Here is a 24,324-nt window from a genome sequence, read left to right on the forward strand (position 1 = left end):
GGTCTCGCCAAGATCGACCCGAACAGCCCTAACACGAAGAGATTACACGGAGCCGCTCGCGCCGATCCGGCGGGGTCGTGGCCGGTATGATGTAAGTCGTCAAGTGCTTAGGCGCTGAGGAACCGGACGATGTGGTCGCAGAACGTACTCTCAGCTTCCTCAGCAACGAAGTGACCGCTGTCCTCGATGACGACGCCCACATGTCGGTCGCAGCGCGGCGCGACTTGTTGGGCGAGCTTGTCGCTGACGCTGTGGCGACCACCGATGGTCATCACCGGCATGGCAAGCCGGCGATCGCTCAACGAAGCCACCAGGGCGGCGTCGGTCTTGAGCGCCCGATAAAGGTTGAACCCGGCCGTCATCCCGCCCGGCTTCGCGTAATGCGAGGCGTATTCGGAGATCGCCTCGTCCGTCACCGCGTCCTTGCGATGACACCATGACTTGATCTGAGCCGCGATATAGTCGCGTTCGCGGCCCTTCGTTAGAAGTTCCGGAATCTCGGGCGCCATGTGGAACCCGTAGTGCCATAGGCCGCCGCGCGATGGGTCCATGTTCTCCGTGCCCGGCACCGAACAATCGACGAGCACCAACCTCGAGACGGACTCCGGCGCCAGTAGGGCGAGGACAAGCGCCGCCTTGCCGCCCATATCGTGACCGACGAGATGCGCGCGACCGTCCGCTTCCAGTTGGATCAATTGCCGGACGTCCTCGGCGATGGTGCGCTTGTCGTATCCAGAGACTGTCTTCTCCGAGAGGCCGGTGCCCCTGATGTCGGGCGCGATCAAGCGGTATCGGTCGGCCAGCCTGTGCATCACGCCTAACCATGCGAAGGACGTTTGTGGCCACCCGTGGAGCAGCACGACGGTGGGACCGGAACCCGCGACCCGATAATGAATGTCGCAGCCATTCAAGCGGGCAATCCGGGATTCAATCTCGCCAGAACGTGCGAGAGCCTGCGGGGCGGTTGCGGCGGCGAGGGTAGCGCCGGCCAGGGTCTTGAAGGCATTGCGACGTCCGATGTCCATGAGCGTTTTTCCATTTTCATACTGTCGGCCCCGATTTGCCATGAGGCAGCACTGGCACCATGCTGCGCCTGGAAACCGTCTCAACCGGGGCTGCCGGCAAGGCCATTTAGCTCATCCATCGCATCATCCGGTAAATCGAGTTCGGCTGCGGCGAGATTCTCGCGCAGATGCGCGACGGACGAGGTGCCGGGGATAGGGAGGATGTTGGGGGCCCGTCGAAGCAGCCAAGAAAGCGCTACCTGCATCGACGTTGCACCAAGGCGGGCAGCGACATCGGTTAGAGTGGACGATTGCAGGGGAGTGAACCCGCCGAGTGGAAAGAACGGTACGTAGGCGATGCCGTCCCGGGCAAGGTCGTCGATCAAGGAGTCGTCAGGCCTGTGGGCTAGATTGTATTGGTTCTGCACGCAGACGATCTTGCAAATCTTGCGTCCTTCCGCGACCTGCGTGGCGGTCACGTTGCTCAGCCCAATATGCCTTATCAGGCCCTGACGTTGGAGATCCGCCAAGACGTTCAGCGGCGCTTCGATCGAGCCCTCGACCGGGCCATGCCGGTCGATCATGACGCGAAAGTTGACGACATCGAGTGCGTCGACCCCGAGATTGCTCAAGTTGTCGTGGACCGCCTGGGTGAGCTCTTCGCGCGAGAAGGCCGGATTCCATGAAGCGTCCGCGCCACGCCGAGCCCCGATTTTGGTGTCGATGACGAGATCCTTGGGGTAGGGGTGCAGCGCCTCACGGATCAACTGGTTTGTGACATGCGGGCCGTAGAAGTCGGCTGTGTCGATATGATTCACGCCCGACGCGATGGCCGCTCGCAGGACAGCCAATGCCGCGGCGCGATCCTTGGGCGGACGGAACACGTGGGGGCCAGCAAGCTGCATGGCACCGTAGCCAAGCCGCTTTACGCGGCGGTCTCCGAGGTCAAAGCTAGCGGTTGGGTCGGTGTTGGGCATAGGTCATCTCCATGAAACCAATGGTCGGTAGGTAGACGTTGCCCGCGTGCTCGATAACTGGGTACAATCCGAACGGGTCGTTCGGAGAAGCGAACAGTGAAAATCGATCTGGGTGAACTGAGCGCTTTTGTGACCGTCGCGCGGGCCGGAGGCTTTCGCGACGGAGCTCGGTCGAGCGGGGCCAGTGCGTCAGGACTCAGCGAAGCGGTAACCAGGCTGGAAGCGCAACTCGGCGTCAGGTTGTTGAACCGAACGACGCGAACCGTGGTGCCCACCGAGGCGGGGCAGCGGCTCCTCGACCGGCTAAGACCAGCATTCGCCGAGGTGAAAGCTGCCGTCGACGTCGTCAACAACTACCGCGACAGGCCTGCGGGTACGCTGCGACTGAACGTACCCGTCAGCGCGGCGCGCCTCGTGCTGCCCACCATCGCGCCCCGCTTCCTCGCCGCCTATCCAGACATTCGGCTGGAAGTCATTGCGGAGAGTAATTTCATCGACGTTCTGGCCGCGGGTTGTGATGCTGGCATCCGATACGACGAGCGTCTGGAGCAGGATATGATCGCGATTCCAATCGGACCTCGCGTTCAGCGCTTCGCAACTGCTGCCTCTCCAAACTATCTCGATCGCCACGGCCGGCCCAATCATCCTCGCGACCTCCTTAACCACGCTTGTCTTGGCGGCCGTTTTTCGTCCGGTGCGATGGTGGCCACGTGGGAGTTTGAACGTGAGGGCGAAATCGTTCGCGTCGAACCCAAAGGACCGCTGCTGGTCAGCATCGGGACGGCGACAGATCTCGCCGTTGCCGCGGCCATCGCCGGTACCGGCATTGTCAGCCTCTTCGAGGACTGGCTGCGTCCCTATCTCGCCAGTGGTCAGCTCGAGCCGGTCCTCGAACCCTGGTGGCAAAGCTTTTTGGGTCCCTTTCTCTACTATCCTGGCCGACGTCTCGTACCGGCGCCGTTGCGCGCGTTCATCGACTTCGTAAGGGGTGAACCGTCGCACTCACCGCATGGAGCGATGCCCACCGCGTAGCCAATGCGTTCGCCAGCAGCGAGGCGCTCACATTTTGAGGGTTCAGAGACGGCTCGAAGCGAATCCAGACGCCATGCGGGCGCGACGTGAGACAGTCGATCGGCACGAAATCGTTGCCAATACCCCGGAGCAATTCCACGAGTTTTTGGTATCTGAATTGGCCCGCTGGAAGGTCCGAAACGGGCAATATCACGGTGATAGTCGTGCCCCGGGCGTGCTCAGGCCGGTCGCAGATCGGCTCTTGCCCATCTGCGACTTGGGAGAATCTCCGCTCTTGGGCCGCTGTTGGGGGTGAGACCGGACACCAGTCGGCGAACCGCTTAAGAACCGCTTAATGAGTACATGCCCTAGCTAACTAGGACAGCGCGCGTGTTACGCGACGGGTTCACGCGCGAGTCCCATGGCCCGCAGCGCGGACGCAAACGCCGCAAGCCGCTGCTCGCGATAGGCGGCTTGGTCAACACCTTCGTAATTCATGAATCCCTGTCCGGTCTTCATGCCGATGCGTCCTTCGCGCATATTGGCGGCAATGATCGGCGGCGCGGCGTAGCGGCTGTCGCCGAGCGCCTCGACCAGATAGCGGCTGGCGTGATGCAGGATATCGCCGCCGCCCCAGTCGATGAACTCGAGCAGGCCGAGCACCGCGAAGCGGAATCCAAAACCATAAATCACGGCCCTGTCGATATCTTCCGCCGAGGCGACACCCTCCTCCACCATGCGGGCAGCTTCATTCATTGCCAGCGCCTGGATTCGCGGAACGATGAAGCCCGGACGCGCTGCGCAAACCACCGGCACCTTGCCAATGCCTTCGAGCAGCGTCTTCATCCGCGCCGTTGCCTCCGGCGCGGTGAGCTGCCCCGGAGACAATTCGATCAGCGGCACGAGGTATGCGGGATTGAGCCAGTGCGCGTTGAGGAAGCGACCGGGATGTTCGATCGATCCGGCGAGATCGTCGACCAGGATCGTCGAGGTGGTCGAGGCGATGATCGACCCCTCGCCCGCCAGCCGCGAGGCTTCCGCCAGCGCCGCCTGCTTCAACTCAAGGATCTCCGGCATTCCCTCGAAGATGACATCACAGCGCGGCAACGCCGTGGCCGCCTCCTCCCGGGACACGACCGTGATCCGTTCGGCAATCGTGGATACAAGCTCTGGCGGGAGCAGATCGATGCGCGAGAGGATCTCAAGCGTTGAGCGGATTTCCGCTCTGGCTTCGGTTGCCAACACCTCGAATGCCGAGGCTTCCCGTTCCTTGAAATCGATGACGATAACCTGGTGACCGGCGAAAGCGAACACGACGGCAATGCCGCGGCCCATTCGTCCTGCGCCGAGGCATCCGATGACCGGCTTCATCGGAAACCCTCGGCGAGATGATTTTGCAACGCGGTCCGGTCGAGATTGCCGAGGCCGAGCGAGGACAAGCTCCGGCCCGTCACCGAGAAATCCTCGCCGGTGATGGCAGAGCCGATTGCGAGGAACGCCTTGACCAGCGGCGTGTGCACGCCTGCAAGATCAGCGACCGATGCGAGGAACGACAGGCCGAGACGCAGATCCTCCAGCATGTAGCGGTGCTCGACAAGAATGAGGCGTTCGGACCAATCGCCGGAATCCGTGAGCTGCTCGTGCGCGTCACGCGCATACATCCAGGGCTCACCATCCCGCGAATAGTGATCAGCCAGGGGAAAATGCGGCTTTCCATAACCAAGCGCCTCGCGAATGGCGATGCGCTCGGCATCGAGCGCGTCCGTGACGCGGCGTATCGCCGGCTGCGTTCCTTCCTTGTGAATATCCCATTTGTCGAAATGTTCGATCGGACCGGCGTTCATGGTAATCAGCGGCGGATGAATGATCGGGCCGGCATTCATCAGCGCCGCCGAGAGCGCATCGCCGCATGGCTCGATGGCATTCGGAAACACGCGCTCGATCACGCGCAGCGCGTGCGGGGCAAGGCGCTGCGGAAACACACCGGTTGGCAATCGAGCGCCCCTGCCCGAGATTCGGACCGCATAAGGACCTTGCTTGCGCGCCAGCCACGGCAAGGTTCCGGTCTCCGCCGTTGCAACCTCCGCACGGTTACCTGCGTCCCGCGCGGCGCGCGCAAAGATGTAGGAGCCGAATGTGCCCGGCGGCAAATACACGACCTGGCCGTCGCGCAAATGCGGCGCGGCCGATTCGGCGATCGCGCCTTGCGCAAAAGCCGGCGCCGGACAAAGGATGAGATCGGCGCCGTCGATCGCTTCCGCGATCGAAGACGTAATCACAGCCAGCCTGGCCTCGCGGCGGCCCGATCGATCGATGACCGTGATCGTGCCGCCCTGCGCACGGTGTGCGTCGACATCTCCGGGATTTCGCCGCCACAGCCGGATTTCTTGACCGGCCAACGCGAGGTCCCCGGCGGCCGCAAACGAACCGTTTCCTCCACCCAACACTGCAATCTTCAAGGTGTCCTCCGCTTCGTCGCCTCGCGTATCGGCAGTCCTGTCACGCAGGCTCCGCCTTGACGTTCTTTTCCTGCCACGTCGCCCAGCTTGGCCGATCGATCTGGAACAGGTCGGTGGAGCGCGCATACCAGCCGCTGCCATGCATGCGGGCGATCAGCCGCAGCGCCTGCGTATCGATGTGGCAGCGCTCCTGGTCCAGGATCACCGCGTCGTCGATATGGGCACGAACCACGCGGCCGATCACGGCCGTTTGTCGCGGTCCTGTCACCAGCGACGTGAGCACTCGGCACTCGAATGATACCGGCGATTCCGCGATGCGCGGCGGGCGCACTGCCTGCGAGGCAGCCGGGGTCAGTCCGGCCAGCGCCAATTCATCGATCTCGGGCGGCGCGTCGATACAGGTGATGTTCATGGCCTCGGCGTTGCGCTCGGCGACGAGATTGACGACGAATTCTCCGGTATCGAGAATATTCGCCGCCGTATCCTTGAATCGCTGCGAACCCGCCAGAAGTCCGACCGCGACGGTGGGAGGCTCATGCCCCATCACGTTGAAGAAGCTGAACGGCGCGGCATTGGTGACGCCGCTCGCGGAGAGCGTGGTGATCCAGGCGATCGGCCGCGGTGTCACCGTGGCCGTCAATATCTTGTAGCGGTTCTGCGCTTCCAGCGTCTCCATGTCGAAGATCATGCCGGCCTCTCAGATCGCCACCACCGGATGACGCAGCCGGCCGATGCCCGTTACTTCGGCTTCCACCACATCGCCCGGCCACAGCCATTCCTGCGGAGAGCGGCCGGCGCCGACGCCCTCGGGCGTGCCGGTCGCTATGATGTCGCCCGGCTCCAGCGTCATCGCGGCCGAAATGTCGGCGATCAGGAGCGGTACCTTGAACAGCATGTGACGCGTGTTGGAGCGCTGCTTCTCGACGCCGTTCACCGTGAGCCAGAGATCGAGCGCATGCGGGTCGGTGATTTCGTCCGCCGTGACGATGCACGGCCCGAACGGCGCGTAGGTGTCCTGCCCCTTGGAGTAGATCCACTGTCCGGCACGGCGGTTGTCGCGGGCACTGATGTCGATCATCACGCTGTAGCCGAACACGAAGCCGAGCGCTTCCGCCTCCGATATACGCCGCGCAGTCCGTCCCATCACAACCGCAAGCTCGACTTCCCAGTCGAGCTGCTGCGTGATGGCCTTGTTGTGATGGATGGCCTCGTCCGGTCCGATGACGCTGGTCGGCGGCTTCGAAAAGATGATCGGCTGCTTCGGAAGGTCCTTCGCCGTATCGAGGGCGCGCGAGGATTCCGCAACGTGCTCGACATAATTCAGGCCGATGCCAAAAATGTTCTTGCGCGGACGCGGTATCGGCGCCAGCAAGCGGACGTTTGCAAGCGGCAATGCAGCGCCGACCGGCCAGCTATCCCTACCCTCGTTCAGTATCTTCTTGAGCGCCGCCAAGGCCGGCGGTCCCAGATCGATGAAGTCGAGCATCGATGCGGGAAGGGAAGCCCCGGCATGCTGGCCGACCTTCTCGACGTCCACAACCAGGTCGCCGACAACGGCGCCAAGACGGGCGGCAGCTTCAACGGTGCTGCGATAGGTAACAAGACGCACTGCTCTTACTCCTATACGAGCGGCTGGCGGCCGCCATGGTCGCCAAAAGCTTCCTCGCGATAGAGGCCGAGCGCGTGCATGACCGGCAGGTCGTTGAAGGTGAAGAGGCAGGCGTCCTCGCTGCCAGAGGCGTTCACATGTTCATGCCAGGCCCAGGACGGAACGCAGAAGATATCCCGCTCCTTCCAGTCGAAGCGCTTGCCGTCGATGATCGAGTGACCGCGCCCCTTGGCGACCTGGTAGATAAAGCTGCCGGTGTGACGATGCGCGCGCGTGCTCTCGCCCGGCCGCAGCATCTGCATCGACGCGCCGATCGTCTGCATTACCGGGCCGCCGGTCACCGGGTTGACGTAGTTCATGAGAACGCCGTCATAGGGCGAGCCGTCGGTGGCCTTGGCGTAACGCTGCAGCGCCTCGTACGTCGGAGCCCATTCATACTTCAATAGCGGCGAATATCCCTTGGACCATTCGGCGCCCGCCGGGCGCAGGCCGGGATTGCCCCAGCTATGGGTCATGTCGTCGACGGGATAACCGACGCTCTGCTGCAGGTCGGGGTGAACCACATAGAAGTTGGCTTCGAGCGTGTTGACGAGGGGAATGTCGAGGCCGTCCTGCCAGATGCAGGGCGTGCCGTCGCTGGAGACGCCGTGCTCGTGCCAGGTGCCATTCGGCGTCAGCACGAAGTCGTTGGCACCGAGCGTCATCTTGTGACCGTCGACGATCGTATAGGCGCCCTCGCCTTCCATGATGAAGCGGAGCGCGGAGGCCGAATGGGCATGCGCAGATGCGACCTCGCCCGGGTGCATCACCTGCAGGCCGGAATAGAGCCAGCCGACCGCGGCGGCGTGCTCGCGGCGGCCGGGATTGTTCAGATAGATGACGCGGCGCCCGGCCTTTTCGGGCGACACCAGTTCGACGGAACGCAGCACGTGCGCGCGGAGGTCCTCATAACGCCACAGCACCGGGACGGAGGACGATTTGGGCTGCCACGGCTCGATCTTGTTCGCGACCGTCCAGAGTGCGCCCGCCTCCAGCCGTTCGAGCTCGTCATAGTAGGCGAGCAATTCAGGGGTGTCCTCGACATTGGCCCGCCCGGCCACGTCTTCCCGGTGGTTTTCACGCGCTTTCGTTGCCATGTCGCCCTCCTGTGGGTTGGCGCCGTACCCGGCGTCGCGTTGTCAATTCATCTAGTCAGGTATCATTGCGATCACCTGGATTTCGACCTTGGCACGATCCTCGACCAGCCCAGATACCTGCAGCGCGGTCATGGCCGGAAAATGCCGGCCCATGACACCGCGATAGGCTACGCCGATTTCCTTCAGGCGCGCCGAATATTCCTTGCGATCGAGCAGGAACCAGGTCATCGACACCACATGCTCGGGCGCAGCGCCGCCGGCACGCAAGACCGCATCGACGTTCTTCAGGGTCTGGCCGATCTGATCCACCAGATCATCGGACTCGAACTTGCATTGCTCGTTCCAGCCGATCTGGCCGGCGACGAAGATCATCTTGCCGCGCGCGGCGATGCCGTTCGCGTACCCCCTCGGCTTGGCCCAACCGGGTGGTTGCAAGACCTCGAACATTTCATACTCCCGTAGCAGGACGCGACTGAACGGCCGTTCGGCTAGACCGCCTTCAGGACATCACGTCCGATGATGAGTTTCTGGACTTCGGTCGCGCCTTCATAGATGCGCAACGCGCGTATCTCGCGATAGAGCTGCTCAACGACTTCGCCCGAGCGCACGCCGCGGCCGCCGAACATCTGTACGGCGCGGTCGATCACCGCTTGCGCGGTTTCGGTGGCGACCATTTTGGCCATTGCCGCTTCACGGGTCGTGGAAGCTTTCTGCACGTCGCGCCGCCACGCCGCGCGGTAGGTGAGAAGCGCGCTGGCATCGACGCCTGCGGCCATATCGCCGAGGGCTGCCTGCGTCAATTGCTGGTCGCCCAGCACGCCACCGAACATCCGCCGTGACAGGGCATGCGCCACCGCCTCATCGAGCGCGCGGCGGGCAAAGCCCAGCGCGGCGGCCGCCACCGATGCGCGGAAGATATCGAGGGTGCGCATCGCAATCTTGAAACCTTCGCCCGGCGAACCCAACAGCCGCGCCGCCGGGATCCGGCAAGAATCAAAACGCAGCGTCGCCAGCGGGTGCGGCGCCATCACGTCGATACGGTCGGCGATCGAAAATCCGGGATCATCCGGCAGCACCACGAAGGCCGAAATGCCCCGCGCACCCGGCGCCTCGCCGGTTCGCGCAAACAGCGTATAGACGTCGGCAATGCCGCCGTTGGAAATCCAGGTCTTCTCGCCATCGAGGATGTAGTGGTCGCCGTCGCGGCGGGCGCTGCAGCCCATGGCAGCGACGTCGGAGCCGGCCTCCTTCTCCGACAACGCAAAGGCGGCAATCCATTCGCCACGCCGCGCCTTCGGCAGCACCAGCGCGCGCAATTCGGGCGAACCGGCAATCGCCACCGCACCAGTTCCAAGTCCCTGCATCGCAAATGCGAAATCGGCGAGCCCGCTATGCCAGGCAAGCGTTTCTCGGGCGAGACAGATCAGCCGCGAGTCGATCACCGCATCGGACCGATCGCCTGCGACCGATGCCTCCAGCAATCCGGCGGCGCCAAGCTGGCGTACCAGCGAACGACAGGTTTCGTCGACGTCATGGCCGTGCGTATCGCCAAGATCGGCTGCAAATGCATCGAGCGCGGCGGCATATTCGCTGTGGCGGGAATCGAAGAACGGCCACGCGAGGTGTTCGCGCGACGGCCCGCGTAATGGCGAAACCGGAGTCATGTCAGTCTCCCGCAAAGGCCGGTTTTGCGCACGCCGCCAAGTGCAACGCGCGGCCTCAATAATGTTTCATGGCTAAAATATCCTGTCAAGCGAACCGGCCGCCGATCGAAAGCCCGGCGCGTGTGCATGAAGCCTTTGAAACAGGCTAGAAAACGCGCTCAAATGCGCGTGAAGCGTTTTGCGGCCTCAGAACTCGCGGGGTCCGATTGACATCATTTTTGTTTGATGTCTAAAATTATATTCGGTCATCCGGAGTTCCGGGCGAGCCCTCAGGAGGCGAGCATGGCAGAACGCTCTTTCGCGCGCGAGGTGGAAGACCTGAAGCTCGGTGCCGGCCAGGAATTTCGCGGCGAAGGCATCCTCGCCATTACCAAAGCGCTGCTGGAATGCGGCGTCAGCTATGTCGCCGGTTACCAGGGTGCGCCGATCTCGCATCTGATGGACGTGCTGTCGGACGCGCAGGATATTCTCTCCGATCTCGGCGTGCACTTCGAATCCAGCGCCAGCGAGGCCACCGCCGCGGCAACGCTGGCTGCCTCCGTGATGTATCCGGTGCGTGGCGCGGTCACCTTCAAGGCGCCGGTCGGCATCAATGTCGCGTCAGACGCGCTCGCCAACCTCTCCTCGGGCGGCGTGACCGGCGGCGCGCTGATCATCATCGGCGAGGATTACGGCGAAGGCTCCTCCATCATGCAGGAGCGTTCGCATGCGTTTGCGATGAAGTCGCAGCTTTGGCTGGTCGATCCGCGGCCGAACGTGGCGTCCATCGTCAAGGCCGTGCACGATTCCTTCGAGCTGTCCGAAGCGTCGAATACGCCCGTGATGCTGGAGGTGCGGATACGCGCCTGCCACGTGCATGGCCGCTTCGCCACCCGCGACAATCTCCGCCCCGTCTTTCCGCTGTCCCGCGCGCTGGATCAGCCGTCGCGCGACACCAACCGCATCGTGCTGCCGCCGGCCTCGTTCCTGCACGAAAAGGAGAAGGTCGAGCATCGCTGGCCCGCGGCGGTTGAGTTCATCCACGCCCGCGGCATGAACGAGACCTTCGACGGCGACATCGACGATATCGGCATCATCATGCAGGGCGGCATGTACAACGGCGTCATCACAGCCCTGCGCGAGGCCGGACTTGCCGATATCTGGGGCGAGACACGTGTACCGCTCTATGTGATGAACGTGACCTACCCGATCGTCGACCGCGAGGTGATCGACTTCTGCCGCAGCAAGAAGGCGGTGCTGATGGTCGAGGAAGGACAGCCCGAATTCATCGAGCAGGCGCTGCACAAGATCCTGCGCAACGCAGACATTCCGGCCAAGCTGCACGGCAAGGACCTGTTCCCGATGGCCGGCGAATATACGGCACAAGTCATGCGCGAAGCGATCGGGGCCTTCATCCGCCGCTGGCGCCCGGATGCCTTGTCGGATGCCGCGCGCGCACCGAACATCGACCGCGCCGAAGTCGATGAGAAAATCCGCGTGCTCGCCGATGTGGTGCCACCCCGTCCGCCGGGCTTCTGCACCGGCTGTCCGGAGCGGCCGATTTTTTCCGCGATGAAACTGGTTGAGAAGGAACTCGGACCGCATCACATCGCCGCCGATATCGGCTGTCATTTGTTCTCGATCCTGCCGCCGTTCAATATCGGCGCCACCACGATGGGTTACGGGCTCGGCCCGGCCTCGGCCTCCGCCTTCAACGTTCCCGCGGGCAAGCGGCCGATCTCGATGATGGGCGACGGCGGCTTCTGGCACAACGGGTTGACCAGCGGCGTCGGCAACGCCGTCTTCAACCAACACGACGGCGTGATCGTCGTGGTCGACAATTACTATTCCGCCGCGACCGGCGGCCAGGACATTCCGTCCTCGCGCGCCGACAACCGATCGCGTTCGACCAGGCACCCGATCGTCGAGGCTGTAAAGGGTGTCGGCGCCAAATGGGTGCGACAGATCGATCGCACTTACGATGTCACGCGCATGCGCGACACGCTGCGCGAGGCGCTGACGACGGAGGAGAAGGGCCCGAAGATCATCGTCGCCTCGTCGGAATGCATGCTGAACAAGCAGCGGCGCGTGAAGCCGCTGATGGCGGCGGCCGCCAAGCGCGGCGAGCGCATCGTGCGCGAGCGCTTCGGTGTCGATGAGGATGTATGTTCCGGCGACCACGCCTGCATCCGCTTGTCCGGCTGCCCCTCGCTGTCGGTGAAACCGACCAGCGATCCCCTGAAGGACAATCCAGTCGCCGCCGTCGACAATAGTTGCGTCGGCTGCGGCCATTGCGGCGAGGTCGCGGACGCGGCTGTCTTGTGTCCCTCGTTCTATCGCGCCGACATCGTTTCCAATCCGACCTCGTTCGAAACGCGGCTCGATCGTATCTGGCAACGAATGATCGGCGCTTTGCAGCGCTGGCGCGCCGGACGCCGCGTCACGTTTGAGCAGGAGGCGGCATGAACGTCCCGGTCGCGCCCTCCTCCATCGCACTTAGTCAGGCTCGCCCGATCACCGTCGCGGTGCTCGCGATGGGCGGCCAAGGCGGCGGCGTCTTGGTCGACTGGATTGTCGCATTGGCCGAGCGGCGCGGCTGGTTCGCGCAATCGACATCGGTGCCCGGCGTCGCCCAGCGCACCGGTGCCACGATCTATTACATCGAGATGATCGCGCCCGACACGAGCAAGCCCGGCCGCCACCCGGTGCTGTCGCTGATGCCGGCGCCGGGCAAGGTCGATATCGTGATCGGCGCCGAATTGATGGAAGTTGGCCGCGCTATCCTGCGCGGGTTGGTCTCGCCTGATCGCACGCTGCTGATAGGTTCGTCCCACCGCTCGTTGGCCGTGATCGAGAAGACCGCACCCGGCGACGGTACCGCAGACGGCGGCGCAGGTCTATGAGGCGGCAAACGTCGCCGCCAACCGCTTCATCGCCTTCGACATGGCCGAGATCGCCGACGACACCGGCAGCGTGGTCTCCTCGGTGCTGTTCGGCGCGCTCGCGGGCTCCGGCGCTCTGCCCTTTACGACAGAGGACTTTGAGGAAACGATCCGGGCTGCGGGGGTCGGCGTCGATGCCAGCCTGCGCGCCTTCACCGCCGGCCGCGAACGGGCCGGCGCCATGGTCAAGCAGGATCCTAAGATCAAGCCTGTGGCGAAGCCGCCGCTCGCAAAGCATTTTCCGCGTCTCGAACCAATCGGCCACGCCGGTTATGACGCGCTGGTCGCGCGAGCGCGGCGGTTGCCGCCGGAGCTGCACGGCATCGTCGCGGCCGGCCTACGGCGAGTGGTCGACTATCAAGATGTCGCCTACGGCGGCGAATATCTCGAGCGGATGGAAGCGATGCCGCGCGAGGCGACCGGCCTGCTGCAGGCTTTTGCCAAGTATCTCGCGGTCGCGATGGCCTATGACGACGTGATTCGCGTGGCCGATCTGAAGACGCGAGCGGGACGATTCGACCGGGTGCGCCGCGAGGTCCGCGCTGGCGACGACCAGGTTCTCGCGATCACCGAGTTCTTCCATCCGCGGATCGAGGAACTGGCGGGGCTCCTGCCACCAGTTCTCGGCGAGAAGGTCGAGCGCAACAAACGGCTTGCCCGACTTGTCGATCGTGGACGTAAACTGCGCACCACCGCGCCGTCGTCGTTCCTACTGCTGTACGGCGTGGCCGGACTGCGGCGCTTCCGCCGTCGTACGCTGCGACATGCCCGCGAGATGCGCCATCTCGACGAGTGGGCGCAACGCATCCGGAAATTCGTCGGGACCGATCCGGCGCTCGCGACCGCCGTGTGTGAGGCTCGCCGCCTCGTCGGCGGCTACTCGGACACGCATTCGCGCGGTGAATCGAAGTTCGACAAGGTCATGCTTGCGTCCGAGCGTCTGGCCGGCCGCCCCGATGCCGCCGAATGGGTACAGCGGCTGACCAAGGTGGCGCTGAAGGACGCCGATGGCGGCGAACTCGACGGCGCCTTGCGCACCGTCGAGACACTGTTCGAGGACGCCTGAGGATGGATCAATTCGAAGTCGTGGTGTCGAAGGCCGAGGCGCTCACGTCGCGCATCCGCGAATTCGTGCTGACGCGAGCCAACGGCGCGCCGATGCCGGGCTGGTCCGCGGGCGCGCATATCGACGTCCACCTGCCTGATGTCGGCCGTCGCTCCTATTCGCTGATCGAGACGGTCTCGCCGCGCGCGGCCGAACATCCGACCGCCTATCGCATCGCCGTGCTGCAGGAAAGCAAGAGCCACGGCGGCTCCAGCTTTATGCACGGCCTCAAGACCGGCGATCGCCTGACAATCTCGCCACCGGCGAACAATTTTCCGCTTCGAGCCGGCGCGGGAGAGGTGGCACTTGTCGCGGGCGGCATCGGCGTGACGCCGCTGCTCACGATGGCCTGTGAATTGAACGCGGCGAAGCGGCCGTTCTCGTTCTATTACGCCGGCCGCAGCCGCAGCGAACTCGCCTTTCTCGGCGACATCGAGCGGCTGGCTAGCGCTAGCGCGACCATCCACGCCGACGACGAAGCCGGCTGCTTCTTCGACCTCGAGGGCTTGATGAGCGGGCTCGCACCCGACGTGCCGCTCTATCTCTGCGGACCGCTGCCGATGATCGAAGCAGCCATCGCGCTGGCAAAGCGGATGAACTGGCCGCAAGGGCGGCTTCATTTCGAAATCTTCACCGCGCCCGAAGAGAAGTCCGGAGACTCCGCCTTCGAGGTCGAACTCAGGAGCAGCGGGCGCGTCTATGACATTCCCGCCGGCAGGACCATCCTCGACGTGCTGATCGAGGCCGGCGAAGACCCAATGCATGACTGCAAGCGCGGCGATTGCGGCATCTGCCAGACCACGGTGATCTCAGGCATTCCCGATCATCGCGACTACATCTTGAGCGACAGCGAGAAGGCCTCGAACAAGGTGATGCAGATCTGTATTTCGCGCGCGAAGACCAAGCGACTCGTGCTCGACCTGTGAGGGAGAAACGCATGACCCGATATGCCGGCAATGTCGCGGCCATTCGCGCCCTGGTCCGCGACCAGGAGGTTCACCGCGACGTCTATGTCAGCGAGGAAGTGTTCCAGCTCGAGATGGAGCACATGTTCCCGAATAGCTGGGTCTATGTCGGCCACGACAGCCAGGTCCCCAATCCCGGCGATTATTTTGGCACTACGATCGGCACGCAGCCGATCCTGCTGGTCCGCCACACTGACGGGACGGTAAAGGTGCTGCACAACCGCTGCCCGCATAAGGGCACACGCATCACGTCCGAGACCTGCGGCAATGCCGGAAAGTTCTTCCGCTGCCCCTATCATGCCTGGAGCTTCAGGACCGACGGCTCGCTGCTCGCTATCCCACTAAAGAAGGGCTACGAGAACACCGGCTTCGAACAGAGCCATGCGGCGAGCGGCATGGCGCCGGTGCGACATGTGCGCAACTACCGCGGCTTCGTGTTCGCCAAGATCAATGACGGCGGCCTCGATTTCGAGGAGTTCTTCGGCGACAGTCTATCGAGCTTCGACAACATGATCGACCGCTCGCCGGTCGGTCAGCTCAAGGTCGCCGGCGGCGTGCTGCGGTACATGCACAATTGCAATTGGAAGATGCTGGTGGAAAACCAGACCGACACTTGCCATCCGATGGTGGCGCATGAGTCCTCCGCCGGGACGGTGGTCGAGGTCTGGAAGAAGGCGCCGCCCGGCACCAAGAAGCCGATGGCGGTCGAGATCATCGCTCCCTTCATGAGCCCATATGAATTCTTCGAGAACATGGGCATTCGGATCTGGGACAACGGCCACGGCCACACCGGCGTGCATCACTCGATCCATTCCGACTATTCGGCAGTGCCCGGCTATTTCGACAAGATGAAAGCGGCCTATGGCGAAGAACGCGCCAAGGCGATCCTCGGCGAGAACCGGCACAACACGGTCTATTTCCCCAACATCATGATCAAGGGGCCGATCCAGTTGTTGCGGCACTTCAAGCCGATCGCAGCCAACAAGACCCTGGTCGAATCCTGGACGTTCCAGCTCGTCGATGCACCCGACATGCTGCTCGAGCGCACGTTGATGTACAACCGGCTGATCAACGCGCCGACCTCGATCGTCGGCCATGACGACCTCGAAATGTATGAACGCGCACAGGAGGGCCTGCACTCGAACGGCAATGAGTGGGTGAACCTCCAGCGCCTCTACAGCCCCGACGAAGCCGGGCAGACCAACGTAGCGGTCAACGGCACCAGCGAGTGGCCGATGCGTCACCAGTTCCGGGCATGGACCAAGTTCATGACGATGGGGATGTAACATGAGCATGGTCACTGAGGCTCCCCTGAAGAATGCGGTTCCAACCGACCAGGAGTTGATCGATTTCGTGGTTCGCGAGGCGCGGCTGATCGATCAGCAGCGTTTCGACGAATGGCTCGATCTCTACGCCGACGACGCTTTCTACTGGATGCCGCTGGAATGGAATCAAACCGATCCGCGGCTGACTTGCTCGCTGATGTATGAGGACAAGCTGTTGCTCTCGATCCGGGTCGAGCGGCTCAAGGGCGCGCGGACATTCAGCCAGAAGCCGAAAAGCCGCTGCCATCACGTGCTGCAGACGCCGCAGGTGGATTCGCGCGATCCTGCCGCCAACAACTACGTCACCTGGACCCCGATGCATTACATCGAGACCCGCATGGACGAGCAGACACTCTTTGCTGCCTGGGCCACGCATCATCTCAGCGTCGAGAACGGCAGGCTGAAGATCAAGCTCAAGCGCGTCGACCTGATCAATTGCGATGCTGCCTTCGGCAACATCCAGCTCTTCATGTGAGGGAGGATGAACGTGGTCCACCACACGGCGATCGTGAGCGGCGGTAATACCGGCATTGGCGCTGCGATCGCGCGCGGCCTGCTCGCCGAGGGGTATGACGTGATCTCGCTGTCGCGGCGCAAGCCGGACTGGAGCCATCCAAAACTCTCCTCGCGCGAGGTCGACCTGCTCGATGCGACGGCAACGCGCCAGGCGGCGACGGAAATCGCCGCGAATTTTGCGATCACCCATGTCGTGCACAATGCCGGCGCCATTCGGCCTAAGCCGCTGGAAGAGGTCGATGACGGGGACGTCGGCGCCTTGGCGCAGCTTCATTTCGGCGCCGGGATCGCGCTGGCGCAGGCGGCGCTACCGAATATGAAGCAGGCGCGCTTCGGCCGCATCGTTCTACTATCCTCCCGTGCCGCGCTCGGCGCCGCCACACGCACCGTCTATTCGGCCACCAAGGCCGGCATCATCGGCATGGCGCGGACCTGGGCGCTCGAGCTTGCGCCGTTCGGGATCACCGTCAATGTCGTCGCGCCGGGCCCGATCGGAGACACCGAGATGTTCGAGAGCGTGATGTCGCCGGAATCCGAACGCGCCAAGAGGTTGGCACAGTCGATTCCGCTCGGCCGCCTCGGCAAATCCACCGACGTCGCCCGCGCGGTCAGTTTCTTCAGTTCACCGGATGCCGACTTCATCACCGGGCAGACGCTCTACGTCTGCGGCGGAGCCAGCATCGGGTCGATTTCCATCTAGCTTGGAGTGAGTTCCAGCCATGGACGCCACGGTCAAACGAAAGGCTCGATCCGCCAAGGGCGCGCGCATGCAACCGCTGCACCCAGGCGAGCCGGCGCACGAATCCGATGGCGCGCATCTCGAGTTGCGCATCTGGCTGCGGCTGCTTTCCTGCGCCACTAGGATCGAGAAGGCGCTGAACGCACGGCTGCGCAAGGAGTTCAACACTACGCTGGCCCGCTTCGACCTTTTGGCGCAGCTCGCGCGCAAACCTGCAGGCGCGACCATGTCCGAAGTCTCCGAGCTCTTGATGGTCTCGAACGGCGCCATCACCGCGCTCGTGCAGAAGCTGGAAGCCGACGGCCTTATCCATAGAGAAGTCGATTCCGAGGATCGCCGCACCTTCCGCCTGCGCCTGTCACAGGAAGGCGCCAAGGAATTCGGCCGGATGGCACGCCGGCACGAGGAATGGGTGATTGCGCTGATCGGCGAGCTGTCGCCGGTCGCGCAGTCGGACCTGCTGCAACATTTGACCCTGCTCAAGCGCCGCCTCGACAAGCACGCCTGACGCGGATGCCGGACGGCGGCGCCGCAAGCGGCTTGAAGCGCTATGAGCTGGGGCCGCTTCCCGAAGGCGCGAGCCGATGCTTGAAGAACGCCAGGATCTCATCGCGGGCCGCGATCGTCGGCTGGCCGGCCTCGTCGATCAGGTGCGCGGTGACGACGCTGTGCGGGGTGGTCACATGGTGCGCGAAGAATGGCGCGAGATCGGTATTCGCTGCGCTATCCGGCAGCACCCGTCCAATGAACCGCTCGCCGAGCGCTTCCGCATAGGCCGCGAAGCGTTGCGCCATGCAGAACTTGTCGCCTTCGAAGCGATAGGCCATCACCGTCAGATCTTCCCGCTCCAGCCGTTCGCGGACGGCCCTGACTTCGTCCGGGGTGATTTCGATGCCTGCCGGATCGTTCAGCGGCAGCGACGGCTGCGAAAGCACCGGCGCCAGCATCGATGGTTCAAGCATCATGGTCAGCGCAAAATTTCCCGTAAAACACATGCCAATAGCGCCGACGCCGGGACCGCCGCACTCGCCATGCGCCAATCGCGCCAGCGACCGCAGCCACTTTGTCACCGGGCTGGACTGGTTTGAGGACAAGGCGCGAAACTCGGCGCTTACACAGGCGCGCTGAAAGATCGCAGCGCCCTCCTCCGCGCCTGGAACGGCACCGTCGCGGCCGAACAGCGACGGCATGTAGACGGTGAAGCCGGCGTCGCGGACCCAGCGCGCAAATCGCGCGACATGCGGGCTGATCCCCGGCATCTCCGTCATCACGATGACAGCCGGCCCCGTGCCGGCCACGTAGACGATCTTGGTGACGCCATCGAGCGCGATGTCGCGGCGCGCGAAATCCTCGAGCGGATCGTCCTGCGTCATGGACCGCTTCGGCATCGGCACAATTCCTTTGTCGATCAATGGATGCTCAGGCAGGAGCCGCGGCGCAGCGGCCGAAGATTCCTACAAACGCCGTCCTCGTGACTATCGTTGCGATTTCTGAGCCATCGGCTAGTGTCAAAAATGACATTTATCGGGCATTTTTTGACATGACCAAAGTGGCGGTTGTTGAGATCGAGGGGTGCATGGCCTCGAGCGCGGCCATCACTCACGACGTATTGGCGACCGCGAACCGGATCGGCGCTGCGAAACGCGTTCTGCCATTCAAGGTGACGACGGTGCGTTGCGGATCCCGCCGAAGCAGCGCCGATCTGCGCGGAATCGAGCTTGTCATCGTTCCCGGGCTTGGCACGGCGTCGGCAGACGAGCTGGAGACGAAGTTGATGAGCCCGGCATGCCGGCGCGCGGGCGACATGATGACCCGGGCGCACGCGACCGGAGCCATGCTCGCTGCGTCCTGCGCCAGCACCTTTTTGTTGGCAGAGGCGGGCCTGCTCGACGGCCGGCGCGCGACCACGACATGGTGGCTCGCACCGCTGTTCCAGCAGCGCTATCCCCAAGTCGAACTCATGACGGAGCAGATGGTCGTCGCCGATTGGCCGATCGCAACCGCTGGCGCGGCCATGGCGCAGATGGACCTGATGCTCGCGATCGTCAGCCGGTTCGCAGGACCAGGCCTGGCGAAAGCCTGCGCCAATTATCTCCTGCTGGATGAGCGACGCTCCCAGGCGCCATTCATGGCGATTACCTATCTAGCAGGCCAGGACCCGAGGATTGCCAAGGCCGAGAAGTGGGTGCGCGACAATATCGCGCGTGACTTTGCGATCGAGGAGCTGTCCGCAGCCGTCGCACTGGCGCCGCGGACATTTGCCCGGCGAATCGCGGCGACCTGCGGTGTTTCACCAATTCAGTTCGTGCAGCGGATCAGGCTGGAAACAGCGCGCTTGCTGCTTGAGACGACGCGCCTGTCGGTCGAGCAGATCGCGCGGCAGGTCGGATATGCGGAGCCTTCCACGCTTCGCCGGCTGATCCGGCGCGATACGAAACATCCTCCCGGACATTTCCGCCCTGTCGTTTGAGCGTCTCCCTCGCCCGCGACGTCGCCAGTCTCACTGGCCCAGTATCGCCTTCACCTCGAGATATTCCTCAAATCCGAAGATTCCGAATTCGCGCCCATTGCCGGACTGCTTGTAGCCGCCAAACGGCAGGCTGCGGTCGAAAGGAGCACCGTTGAGGTAGACGCGCCCGGCGCGGATGCGGTTGGCGACGATGCGAGCTCGGTCCGCATTCCTGGACTGCACGAAGCCCGCCAAGCCGAACGGCGTGTCATTGGCGATTTCGATCGCCTCCTCCTCGCTATCGTAGCTCATGATCGACAGCACGGGACCGAAGATCTCCTCACGCGCGATCTTCATCTGCGGCGTCACGTCGCCGAAGACGGTCGGACGAACATAGTATCCGCGGTTGATTTCGGCAGGCCGACCCGTTCCGCCGGCCACCAGCGTCGCCCCTTCATCAACGCCGGACTGAATAAGATCCTGAACTTTCTGAAACTGCGCCTGGCTCACCAGCGGCCCCATCGTGGATGCGGGGTCGAGCGGATCTCCCAGGCGAATACTGTGGACCGCCTCGCGCGCCGCCTCGAATGCCGCCTCCCGCTGCGCGCGTGGAATCAGCATGCGCGTGGGAGATTGGCAGTTCTGGCCAGCGTTGGTGTAACAGGCGTGAACGCCCTGGATCACGGCCGCTTTCAGATCAGCATCGGCAAGGATGATGTTGGCGGACTTGCCGCCCAGTTCCTGCGCGACGCGCTTGACCGTATGCGCCGCAAGCTTGGCCACTCTGACACCCGCCATCGTCGATCCGGTGAACGACACCATGTCGATGTCGGGATGGGCGGCGATCGCCTCGCCCACTGTGGGACCGTCGCCGTTGACGAGATTGAAGACGCCCGCCGGCACGCCAGCGGCGTCGACGATCTCCGCGAACAGCATCGCGCTGAGCGGCGCGATCTCGCTGGGTTTCAGGACGACCGTGCAGCCGGTTGCGAGCGCCGGCGCGACCTTGGACGCGACCTGGTTCAGTGGCCAGTTCCACGGCGTGATCAGTCCGCAGACACCGATCGGTTCGCGGCGGATGATCCCGTTCCCCATCCGCTCCTCGAACTTGTAGTTCGCAAGCACGCGCGCCGCTTCCTCAAAATGAAACAGCGCGACCGTGGCCTGACGCTCCGTCGCAAACGTGATGGGCGCGCCCATTTCGAGGGTCATCATCCGCGCCAGTTCCTTCAGGCGCGCCCTAAAGCCCTCGATGATCTTCTGAAGCCAGGACAGGCGTTCTTCGACGCTGGTTTCGGAATAGGTGGCAAAAGCGCGGCGGGCTGCCTTGGCGGCCCGATCCACATCCGGAGGGGAGCCCAGGCTGATCTGCGCGAAGATCTCCTCCGTCGCAGGATTGACGATTCCAAGCGTTGACGGCGCGGCCGGATCCACCCAGGCTCCGTCGATATAGAATTTCAGTTTTTTCATTGTTCTCTTTTCATGATGTCCGCATAGCGGCGTCATTGCTCCGTCAGAGGTGCCTGCCCTCATCCACCGGCACTACAATTCCCGTCGAACTGGTCAGGTTGACGATGCAGGCTACTACCGCCCTTGCGACATCGTCGGGCGTCGTAACGTGGGCCAGCGGCAATCTTTCGGCCGTTTTCTGTAGCTGTTCACGGCTCCGGCCCGGGACAAAATCCGTGTCCACGCCGGCGGGCGAGACGGAGAAGACGCGGATCCGCGGCGCAAGCACTTTCGCAAGCGCGATCGTCAGCGCGTCGACACCCGCCTTTGCAGCCAGATAGGCCAGGCTGCTGCCCAGACCCGTGCGAGCCGCGATGGACGAAATGTTCACGATCGCCGACCCGCTGCCGCGCTCCAGCAAGGGACGGAAGGCGCGAACCATGGCGAATGGTCCCCGCAGATTGAGCGTAACGGTCCGGTCGAAGATATCGTCCGTCAACGCTTCCAGATCAGCGGCGGGCACGGGCGTCGTGGCGCCGCCGCAATTGACCAGCGCATCGAGCCGCCCGTACTGCTTGTCCACGGCCGCCGTGGCCTCGGAGATGGCAGTCGGATCGTCGATCGCGATCCGCATGGCGACGTGCCGGCTGCCTTGCAGCCCATCGATCACCTCTTCGGCCAGTGAACGGCGGCTGTTGTAGCCGACCACGACAGCAGAACCCATGGCGGCAAGGCGCGCCGCCGTCGCCTTGCCGATACCGCTGTTGCCGCCGGTGACGAGGACAACCTTCGGGATCGGCAGCGCAGGGATTTCAATAGCCGTCATCTATGGCAATCTTGCTTTACTGCATCGCGATCTTGGCCGCCTCGATCACGGGCCGCCATTTGTCGCGTTCGCCATCGATAAACGCCTTGAGGTCTTGCGGCGCACCGCCGACGCCTTGCAGCGAATTTTGTTCGAGGATGGTTTTGCCCTTGTCGCCCTTCAGAAAGGCATTCACCGCCTTGTTGACCTTCATCACGATCTCAGGCGGTGTACCGGTTGGAGCCACGATTGCGTACCATGCGGTCGCCTCAAATCCCTTGAATCCCGCTTCCTGCACGGTCGGCACATCGGGCAGTTGCGCGACGCGCTGGCTTGTCGTCACTGCAAGCGCTCGGATCTTGCGGTCGGCTAGCAGCGGCAGATAGGTCGGCATGAAATCCATGGCGACGTTGACTTGTCCGCCCAAGAGGTCCGTGATCAGTGGCGCGGACCCACGATAGGGTACATGTGTCATCTCGACGCCGGCAAACTGCTGGATCAGCGCCGAGGTAATGTGTCCGAGCGTGCCGTTGCCGGGATGGCCGACATTGACCTTGCCCGGGTTCTGTTTGGCATAGGCGATCAGGTCGGGAAGCGTCCTCGCTGGAAAGTCTGACGTCGCCGTGATGATCATTGGAGACTTGGCGACGAGCACAACCGGCGTGAAATCTCGCTCGGAGTCGTAAGCCAGGCCCTTGTACATGAACTTGTTGAGTGCGATCGGCGCTGGCGTCCCGAACAGCCAGGTATGGCCATCTGCAGCCGCTTTGGCGACAGCCGCCCCACCGAGATTACCGCCCGCCCCCGCACGGTTTTCGACGATGAACTGCTTGCCGAAGTCTTCGCTCAGCGCCTGGGCAACGGCGCGCGCCAACGTGTCAACGGCGGCGCCAGCCGGGAACGGTACGATCATGGTGACCGGGCGGCTCGGCCACTCCTGCGCGGCAGCGGGCTGACATGGCGCAATGGCAAGTGCAAGGCCTATGAGGCCGACAGAGAGCAGACGCATGTTTCCTCCCGAGCTGTGCGCAGGCGCTGCATGGGCACCAGCGCTTATTCTTCGGCAAACTTGTCCAGGCCCTTGCGGCCCAGCCATTTGGACAGTTCGTCCGCAACGGCTTCATTGTTGAGATCGGCAAAGGCAATGTGCGTGTTGCCGCGCAGACCCGCATCGGGAAGCAGCAGGACCTCGCAATCTCCGCCGTGACGATTGACGATATCGCAGAAGGTCCGTGCCACCTTGACCGAGGCGGCCCAGATCGGACGCGTCTCGGTGTAGTCGCCGAATACCATCTGGATCGGAAACTTGGTCAGCTTCTTGAACTCGACGAGCGGCACGGAATTGGGGCCGTACGGCGCATCCGGCTTCGGCTCGGGCCCCTCGCCCACCGGGAAGACGAAGCCTGGCGTTTCGTAAGCAACGATGCCCTTCATGTTGTCGCTCTTTGCCTTGAGTGCCGACAACAGCGCGCGCCAGCCGCCCGCGGAATTGGTGACGGCAACCACGGGACCGATCCTGTCGATGGCCCGGCCGCCGGCCTCCGCCTGCAACAATGCATTCTCGAGCGTATCGAACTCGTCGTAACGGGCACGCGTCGCCTGATTCCAGGCTTCCTTGTCGGCCGTGGGAAACTGCAGGCCCGGATGCCAATTGAGATACGTCAGACCGAAGCGCCAGGCGGCAAAGTTGCGCTGATCGAAATAATCCGGCGTGTAGGTGATCGGCTCGCAACTCCAGTTCGCGCGGCCGACGCGCGGGCCGTCCCAGAGGTAAACAGGATAGCCCTTGCGCAGAAAGATACTCTTGTAGCCTTCGCCGCCGTCCCAACGGTTCTCCCACACCTTGGTGCTCGAGCTGTGCCACATGATCAGGCCGACGCTGCGCCTTTTCGCGGGGATGAAGTATTCGACATAACCATGGTCGCAGGAGAGCGTCTGGCTGGGATCGCCGGGCTTGGCAACGACCCTGCCGCCCACTTCATACGCGCCCGTCGATTCCAGGATGATCGGCGGCTTCGGCGGCTGGCGCTGCTCTTCCGCGACTACCGTGTGGCTTGCTCCCATGAACAGCAATGCTGCCATAAATGGCATGGCTCGCGCCACGATGCGGTCCATCAGCGCGTCACCGTCGCGATCTACCCGTTCCATGCTAATTTCCTCCCCTTAAGCGCACGCCGCTTTTCGCAGTCT

The 24,324-nt window shown here is 63.4% G+C and carries 24 protein-coding genes; 10 read left to right on the forward strand and 14 right to left on the reverse strand.

Annotation, left to right across the window (positions count from 1 at the left end; all coding sequences use genetic code 11):
• Positions 1-107 precede the first annotated feature (107 nt).
• Positions 108-1,025, reverse strand: a complete 918-nt coding sequence (locus V1277_RS09055) for an alpha/beta fold hydrolase (RefSeq protein WP_334415882.1) — start codon at positions 1,023-1,025, stop codon at positions 108-110.
• A gap of 80 nt (positions 1,026-1,105) precedes the next feature.
• The gene (locus tag V1277_RS09060; protein ID WP_334415883.1) at positions 1,106-1,981 is read right to left on the reverse strand and encodes an aldo/keto reductase family oxidoreductase; all 876 of its coding nucleotides are present in this window, start codon (positions 1,979-1,981) and stop codon (positions 1,106-1,108) included.
• Between the two features lie 96 nt (positions 1,982-2,077).
• On the opposite strand from V1277_RS09060, the gene V1277_RS09065 reads away from it, so the two are divergent.
• On the forward strand, positions 2,078-3,013 hold the full coding sequence (locus V1277_RS09065; protein ID WP_334415884.1) for a LysR family transcriptional regulator: 936 nt from the start codon (positions 2,078-2,080) through the stop codon (positions 3,011-3,013).
• Between the two features lie 372 nt (positions 3,014-3,385).
• On the opposite strand, the gene V1277_RS09070 is transcribed toward V1277_RS09065, so the two are convergent.
• Genes V1277_RS09070 through V1277_RS09100 form a run of 7 tightly spaced genes read right to left on the reverse strand, consistent with a single transcriptional unit; the run spans position 3,386 to position 9,860 of the window.
• Positions 3,386-4,363 (reverse strand): 3-hydroxybutyryl-CoA dehydrogenase, encoded by a 978-nt coding sequence (locus V1277_RS09070; protein ID WP_334415885.1) that lies wholly within the window; start codon positions 4,361-4,363, stop codon positions 3,386-3,388.
• Positions 4,360-5,451 carry an NAD/NADP-dependent octopine/nopaline dehydrogenase family protein gene (locus V1277_RS09075; protein WP_334415886.1) on the reverse strand — a complete coding sequence of 364 codons (1,092 nt, stop codon included), beginning with the start codon at positions 5,449-5,451 and terminating at the stop codon, positions 4,360-4,362. The genes V1277_RS09070 and V1277_RS09075 overlap by 4 nt, the downstream gene beginning before the upstream one ends.
• 40 nt (positions 5,452-5,491) lie before the next feature.
• A complete protein-coding gene (locus V1277_RS09080; protein WP_334415887.1) occupies positions 5,492-6,139 on the reverse strand; it encodes a flavin reductase family protein in 648 nt (215 codons plus the stop codon).
• A gap of 9 nt (positions 6,140-6,148) precedes the next feature.
• Positions 6,149-7,060, reverse strand: coding sequence for a fumarylacetoacetate hydrolase family protein (locus V1277_RS09085; protein ID WP_334415888.1), 912 nt, complete (start codon positions 7,058-7,060; stop codon positions 6,149-6,151).
• 11 nt (positions 7,061-7,071) lie between these two features.
• Complete coding sequence (locus V1277_RS09090) at positions 7,072-8,196, reverse strand: cupin domain-containing protein (protein ID WP_334415889.1); 1,125 nt, start codon at positions 8,194-8,196, stop codon at positions 7,072-7,074.
• A gap of 51 nt (positions 8,197-8,247) precedes the next feature.
• Complete coding sequence (locus V1277_RS09095) at positions 8,248-8,643, reverse strand: RidA family protein (protein WP_334415890.1); 396 nt, start codon at positions 8,641-8,643, stop codon at positions 8,248-8,250.
• A 41-nt stretch (positions 8,644-8,684) separates the two neighbouring features.
• Positions 8,685-9,860 (reverse strand): acyl-CoA dehydrogenase family protein, encoded by a 1,176-nt coding sequence (locus V1277_RS09100; RefSeq protein WP_334415891.1) that lies wholly within the window; start codon positions 9,858-9,860, stop codon positions 8,685-8,687.
• 282 nt (positions 9,861-10,142) lie between these two features.
• Here V1277_RS09100 and V1277_RS09105 point away from each other — a divergent pair, with 282 nt between their 5' ends.
• The 8 genes from V1277_RS09105 to V1277_RS09140 are packed head-to-tail and all read left to right on the forward strand — an operon-like array spanning position 10,143 to position 17,939.
• Entirely contained in the window at positions 10,143-12,305 is a 2,163-nt protein-coding gene (locus tag V1277_RS09105; protein ID WP_334415892.1) for an indolepyruvate ferredoxin oxidoreductase subunit alpha, read from the forward strand.
• Positions 12,302-12,742 (forward strand): hypothetical protein, encoded by a 441-nt coding sequence (locus V1277_RS09110; RefSeq protein WP_334415893.1) that lies wholly within the window; start codon positions 12,302-12,304, stop codon positions 12,740-12,742. The genes V1277_RS09105 and V1277_RS09110 overlap by 4 nt, the downstream gene beginning before the upstream one ends.
• Positions 12,743-12,782: 40 nt before the next feature.
• Complete coding sequence (locus tag V1277_RS09115; RefSeq protein WP_334415894.1) at positions 12,783-13,847, forward strand: indolepyruvate oxidoreductase subunit beta family protein; 1,065 nt, start codon at positions 12,783-12,785, stop codon at positions 13,845-13,847.
• 2 nt (positions 13,848-13,849) lie between these two features.
• The gene (locus V1277_RS09120; protein ID WP_334415895.1) at positions 13,850-14,812 is read left to right on the forward strand and encodes a PDR/VanB family oxidoreductase; all 963 of its coding nucleotides are present in this window, start codon (positions 13,850-13,852) and stop codon (positions 14,810-14,812) included.
• 11 nt (positions 14,813-14,823) lie between these two features.
• Positions 14,824-16,137, forward strand: a complete 1,314-nt coding sequence (locus V1277_RS09125; protein WP_334415896.1) for an aromatic ring-hydroxylating dioxygenase subunit alpha — start codon at positions 14,824-14,826, stop codon at positions 16,135-16,137.
• Position 16,138: 1 nt separating this feature from the next.
• A complete protein-coding gene (locus tag V1277_RS09130; protein ID WP_334415897.1) occupies positions 16,139-16,651 on the forward strand; it encodes an aromatic-ring-hydroxylating dioxygenase subunit beta in 513 nt (170 codons plus the stop codon).
• A 6-nt stretch (positions 16,652-16,657) separates the two neighbouring features.
• Complete coding sequence (locus tag V1277_RS09135) at positions 16,658-17,392, forward strand: SDR family NAD(P)-dependent oxidoreductase (RefSeq protein ID WP_334415898.1); 735 nt, start codon at positions 16,658-16,660, stop codon at positions 17,390-17,392.
• 19 nt (positions 17,393-17,411) lie between these two features.
• Complete coding sequence (locus V1277_RS09140) at positions 17,412-17,939, forward strand: MarR family winged helix-turn-helix transcriptional regulator (RefSeq protein WP_334415899.1); 528 nt, start codon at positions 17,412-17,414, stop codon at positions 17,937-17,939.
• Positions 17,940-17,979: 40 nt separating this feature from the next.
• On the opposite strand, the gene V1277_RS09145 is transcribed toward V1277_RS09140, so the two are convergent.
• Entirely contained in the window at positions 17,980-18,819 is an 840-nt protein-coding gene (locus V1277_RS09145) for a dienelactone hydrolase family protein (protein ID WP_334415900.1), read from the reverse strand.
• Between the two features lie 188 nt (positions 18,820-19,007).
• Here V1277_RS09145 and V1277_RS09150 point away from each other — a divergent pair, with 188 nt between their 5' ends.
• Positions 19,008-19,901, forward strand: a complete 894-nt coding sequence (locus V1277_RS09150) for a GlxA family transcriptional regulator (RefSeq protein WP_334415901.1) — start codon at positions 19,008-19,010, stop codon at positions 19,899-19,901.
• 30 nt (positions 19,902-19,931) lie between these two features.
• Here V1277_RS09150 and V1277_RS09155 read toward each other — a convergent pair whose 3' ends face one another.
• Genes V1277_RS09155 through V1277_RS09170 form a run of 4 tightly spaced genes read right to left on the reverse strand, consistent with a single transcriptional unit; the run spans position 19,932 to position 24,282 of the window.
• Positions 19,932-21,350 (reverse strand): aldehyde dehydrogenase family protein, encoded by a 1,419-nt coding sequence (locus V1277_RS09155; protein WP_334415902.1) that lies wholly within the window; start codon positions 21,348-21,350, stop codon positions 19,932-19,934.
• A gap of 43 nt (positions 21,351-21,393) precedes the next feature.
• Entirely contained in the window at positions 21,394-22,155 is a 762-nt protein-coding gene (locus V1277_RS09160) for an SDR family NAD(P)-dependent oxidoreductase (protein WP_334415903.1), read from the reverse strand.
• Between the two features lie 16 nt (positions 22,156-22,171).
• Entirely contained in the window at positions 22,172-23,143 is a 972-nt protein-coding gene (locus V1277_RS09165) for a Bug family tripartite tricarboxylate transporter substrate binding protein (RefSeq protein WP_334415904.1), read from the reverse strand.
• Positions 23,144-23,187: 44 nt separating this feature from the next.
• A complete protein-coding gene (locus V1277_RS09170) occupies positions 23,188-24,282 on the reverse strand; it encodes an alpha/beta hydrolase (RefSeq protein WP_334415905.1) in 1,095 nt (364 codons plus the stop codon).
• Positions 24,283-24,324 lie beyond the last annotated feature (42 nt).

The sequence above is a fragment of the Bradyrhizobium sp. AZCC 1588 genome (assembly GCF_036924735.1).
Lineage (GTDB): Bacteria > Pseudomonadota > Alphaproteobacteria > Rhizobiales > Xanthobacteraceae > Bradyrhizobium.

Coding starts and splice junctions, on each gene's coding strand:
- V1277_RS09055 (WP_334415882.1), bottom strand. CDS start 1,025: ATGGACATCGGACGTCGCAATGCCTTCAAGACCCTGGCCGGCGCTACC.
- V1277_RS09060 (WP_334415883.1), bottom strand. CDS start 1,981: ATGCCCAACACCGACCCAACCGCTAGCTTTGACCTCGGAGACCGCCGC.
- V1277_RS09070 (WP_334415885.1), bottom strand. CDS start 4,363: ATGAAGCCGGTCATCGGATGCCTCGGCGCAGGACGAATGGGCCGCGGC.
- V1277_RS09080 (WP_334415887.1), bottom strand. CDS start 6,139: ATGATCTTCGACATGGAGACGCTGGAAGCGCAGAACCGCTACAAGATA.
- V1277_RS09090 (WP_334415889.1), bottom strand. CDS start 8,196: ATGGCAACGAAAGCGCGTGAAAACCACCGGGAAGACGTGGCCGGGCGG.
- V1277_RS09095 (WP_334415890.1), bottom strand. CDS start 8,643: ATGTTCGAGGTCTTGCAACCACCCGGTTGGGCCAAGCCGAGGGGGTAC.
- V1277_RS09100 (WP_334415891.1), bottom strand. CDS start 9,860: ATGACTCCGGTTTCGCCATTACGCGGGCCGTCGCGCGAACACCTCGCG.
- V1277_RS09105 (WP_334415892.1), top strand. CDS start 10,143: ATGGCAGAACGCTCTTTCGCGCGCGAGGTGGAAGACCTGAAGCTCGGT.
- V1277_RS09110 (WP_334415893.1), top strand. CDS start 12,302: ATGAACGTCCCGGTCGCGCCCTCCTCCATCGCACTTAGTCAGGCTCGC.
- V1277_RS09115 (WP_334415894.1), top strand. CDS start 12,783: ATGGCCGAGATCGCCGACGACACCGGCAGCGTGGTCTCCTCGGTGCTG.
- V1277_RS09120 (WP_334415895.1), top strand. CDS start 13,850: ATGGATCAATTCGAAGTCGTGGTGTCGAAGGCCGAGGCGCTCACGTCG.
- V1277_RS09125 (WP_334415896.1), top strand. CDS start 14,824: ATGACCCGATATGCCGGCAATGTCGCGGCCATTCGCGCCCTGGTCCGC.
- V1277_RS09130 (WP_334415897.1), top strand. CDS start 16,139: ATGAGCATGGTCACTGAGGCTCCCCTGAAGAATGCGGTTCCAACCGAC.
- V1277_RS09135 (WP_334415898.1), top strand. CDS start 16,658: ATGAACGTGGTCCACCACACGGCGATCGTGAGCGGCGGTAATACCGGC.
- V1277_RS09140 (WP_334415899.1), top strand. CDS start 17,412: ATGGACGCCACGGTCAAACGAAAGGCTCGATCCGCCAAGGGCGCGCGC.
- V1277_RS09145 (WP_334415900.1), bottom strand. CDS start 18,819: ATGCCGAAGCGGTCCATGACGCAGGACGATCCGCTCGAGGATTTCGCG.
- V1277_RS09150 (WP_334415901.1), top strand. CDS start 19,008: ATGGCCTCGAGCGCGGCCATCACTCACGACGTATTGGCGACCGCGAAC.
- V1277_RS09155 (WP_334415902.1), bottom strand. CDS start 21,350: ATGAAAAAACTGAAATTCTATATCGACGGAGCCTGGGTGGATCCGGCC.
- V1277_RS09160 (WP_334415903.1), bottom strand. CDS start 22,155: ATGACGGCTATTGAAATCCCTGCGCTGCCGATCCCGAAGGTTGTCCTC.
- V1277_RS09165 (WP_334415904.1), bottom strand. CDS start 23,143: ATGCGTCTGCTCTCTGTCGGCCTCATAGGCCTTGCACTTGCCATTGCG.
- V1277_RS09170 (WP_334415905.1), bottom strand. CDS start 24,282: ATGGAACGGGTAGATCGCGACGGTGACGCGCTGATGGACCGCATCGTG.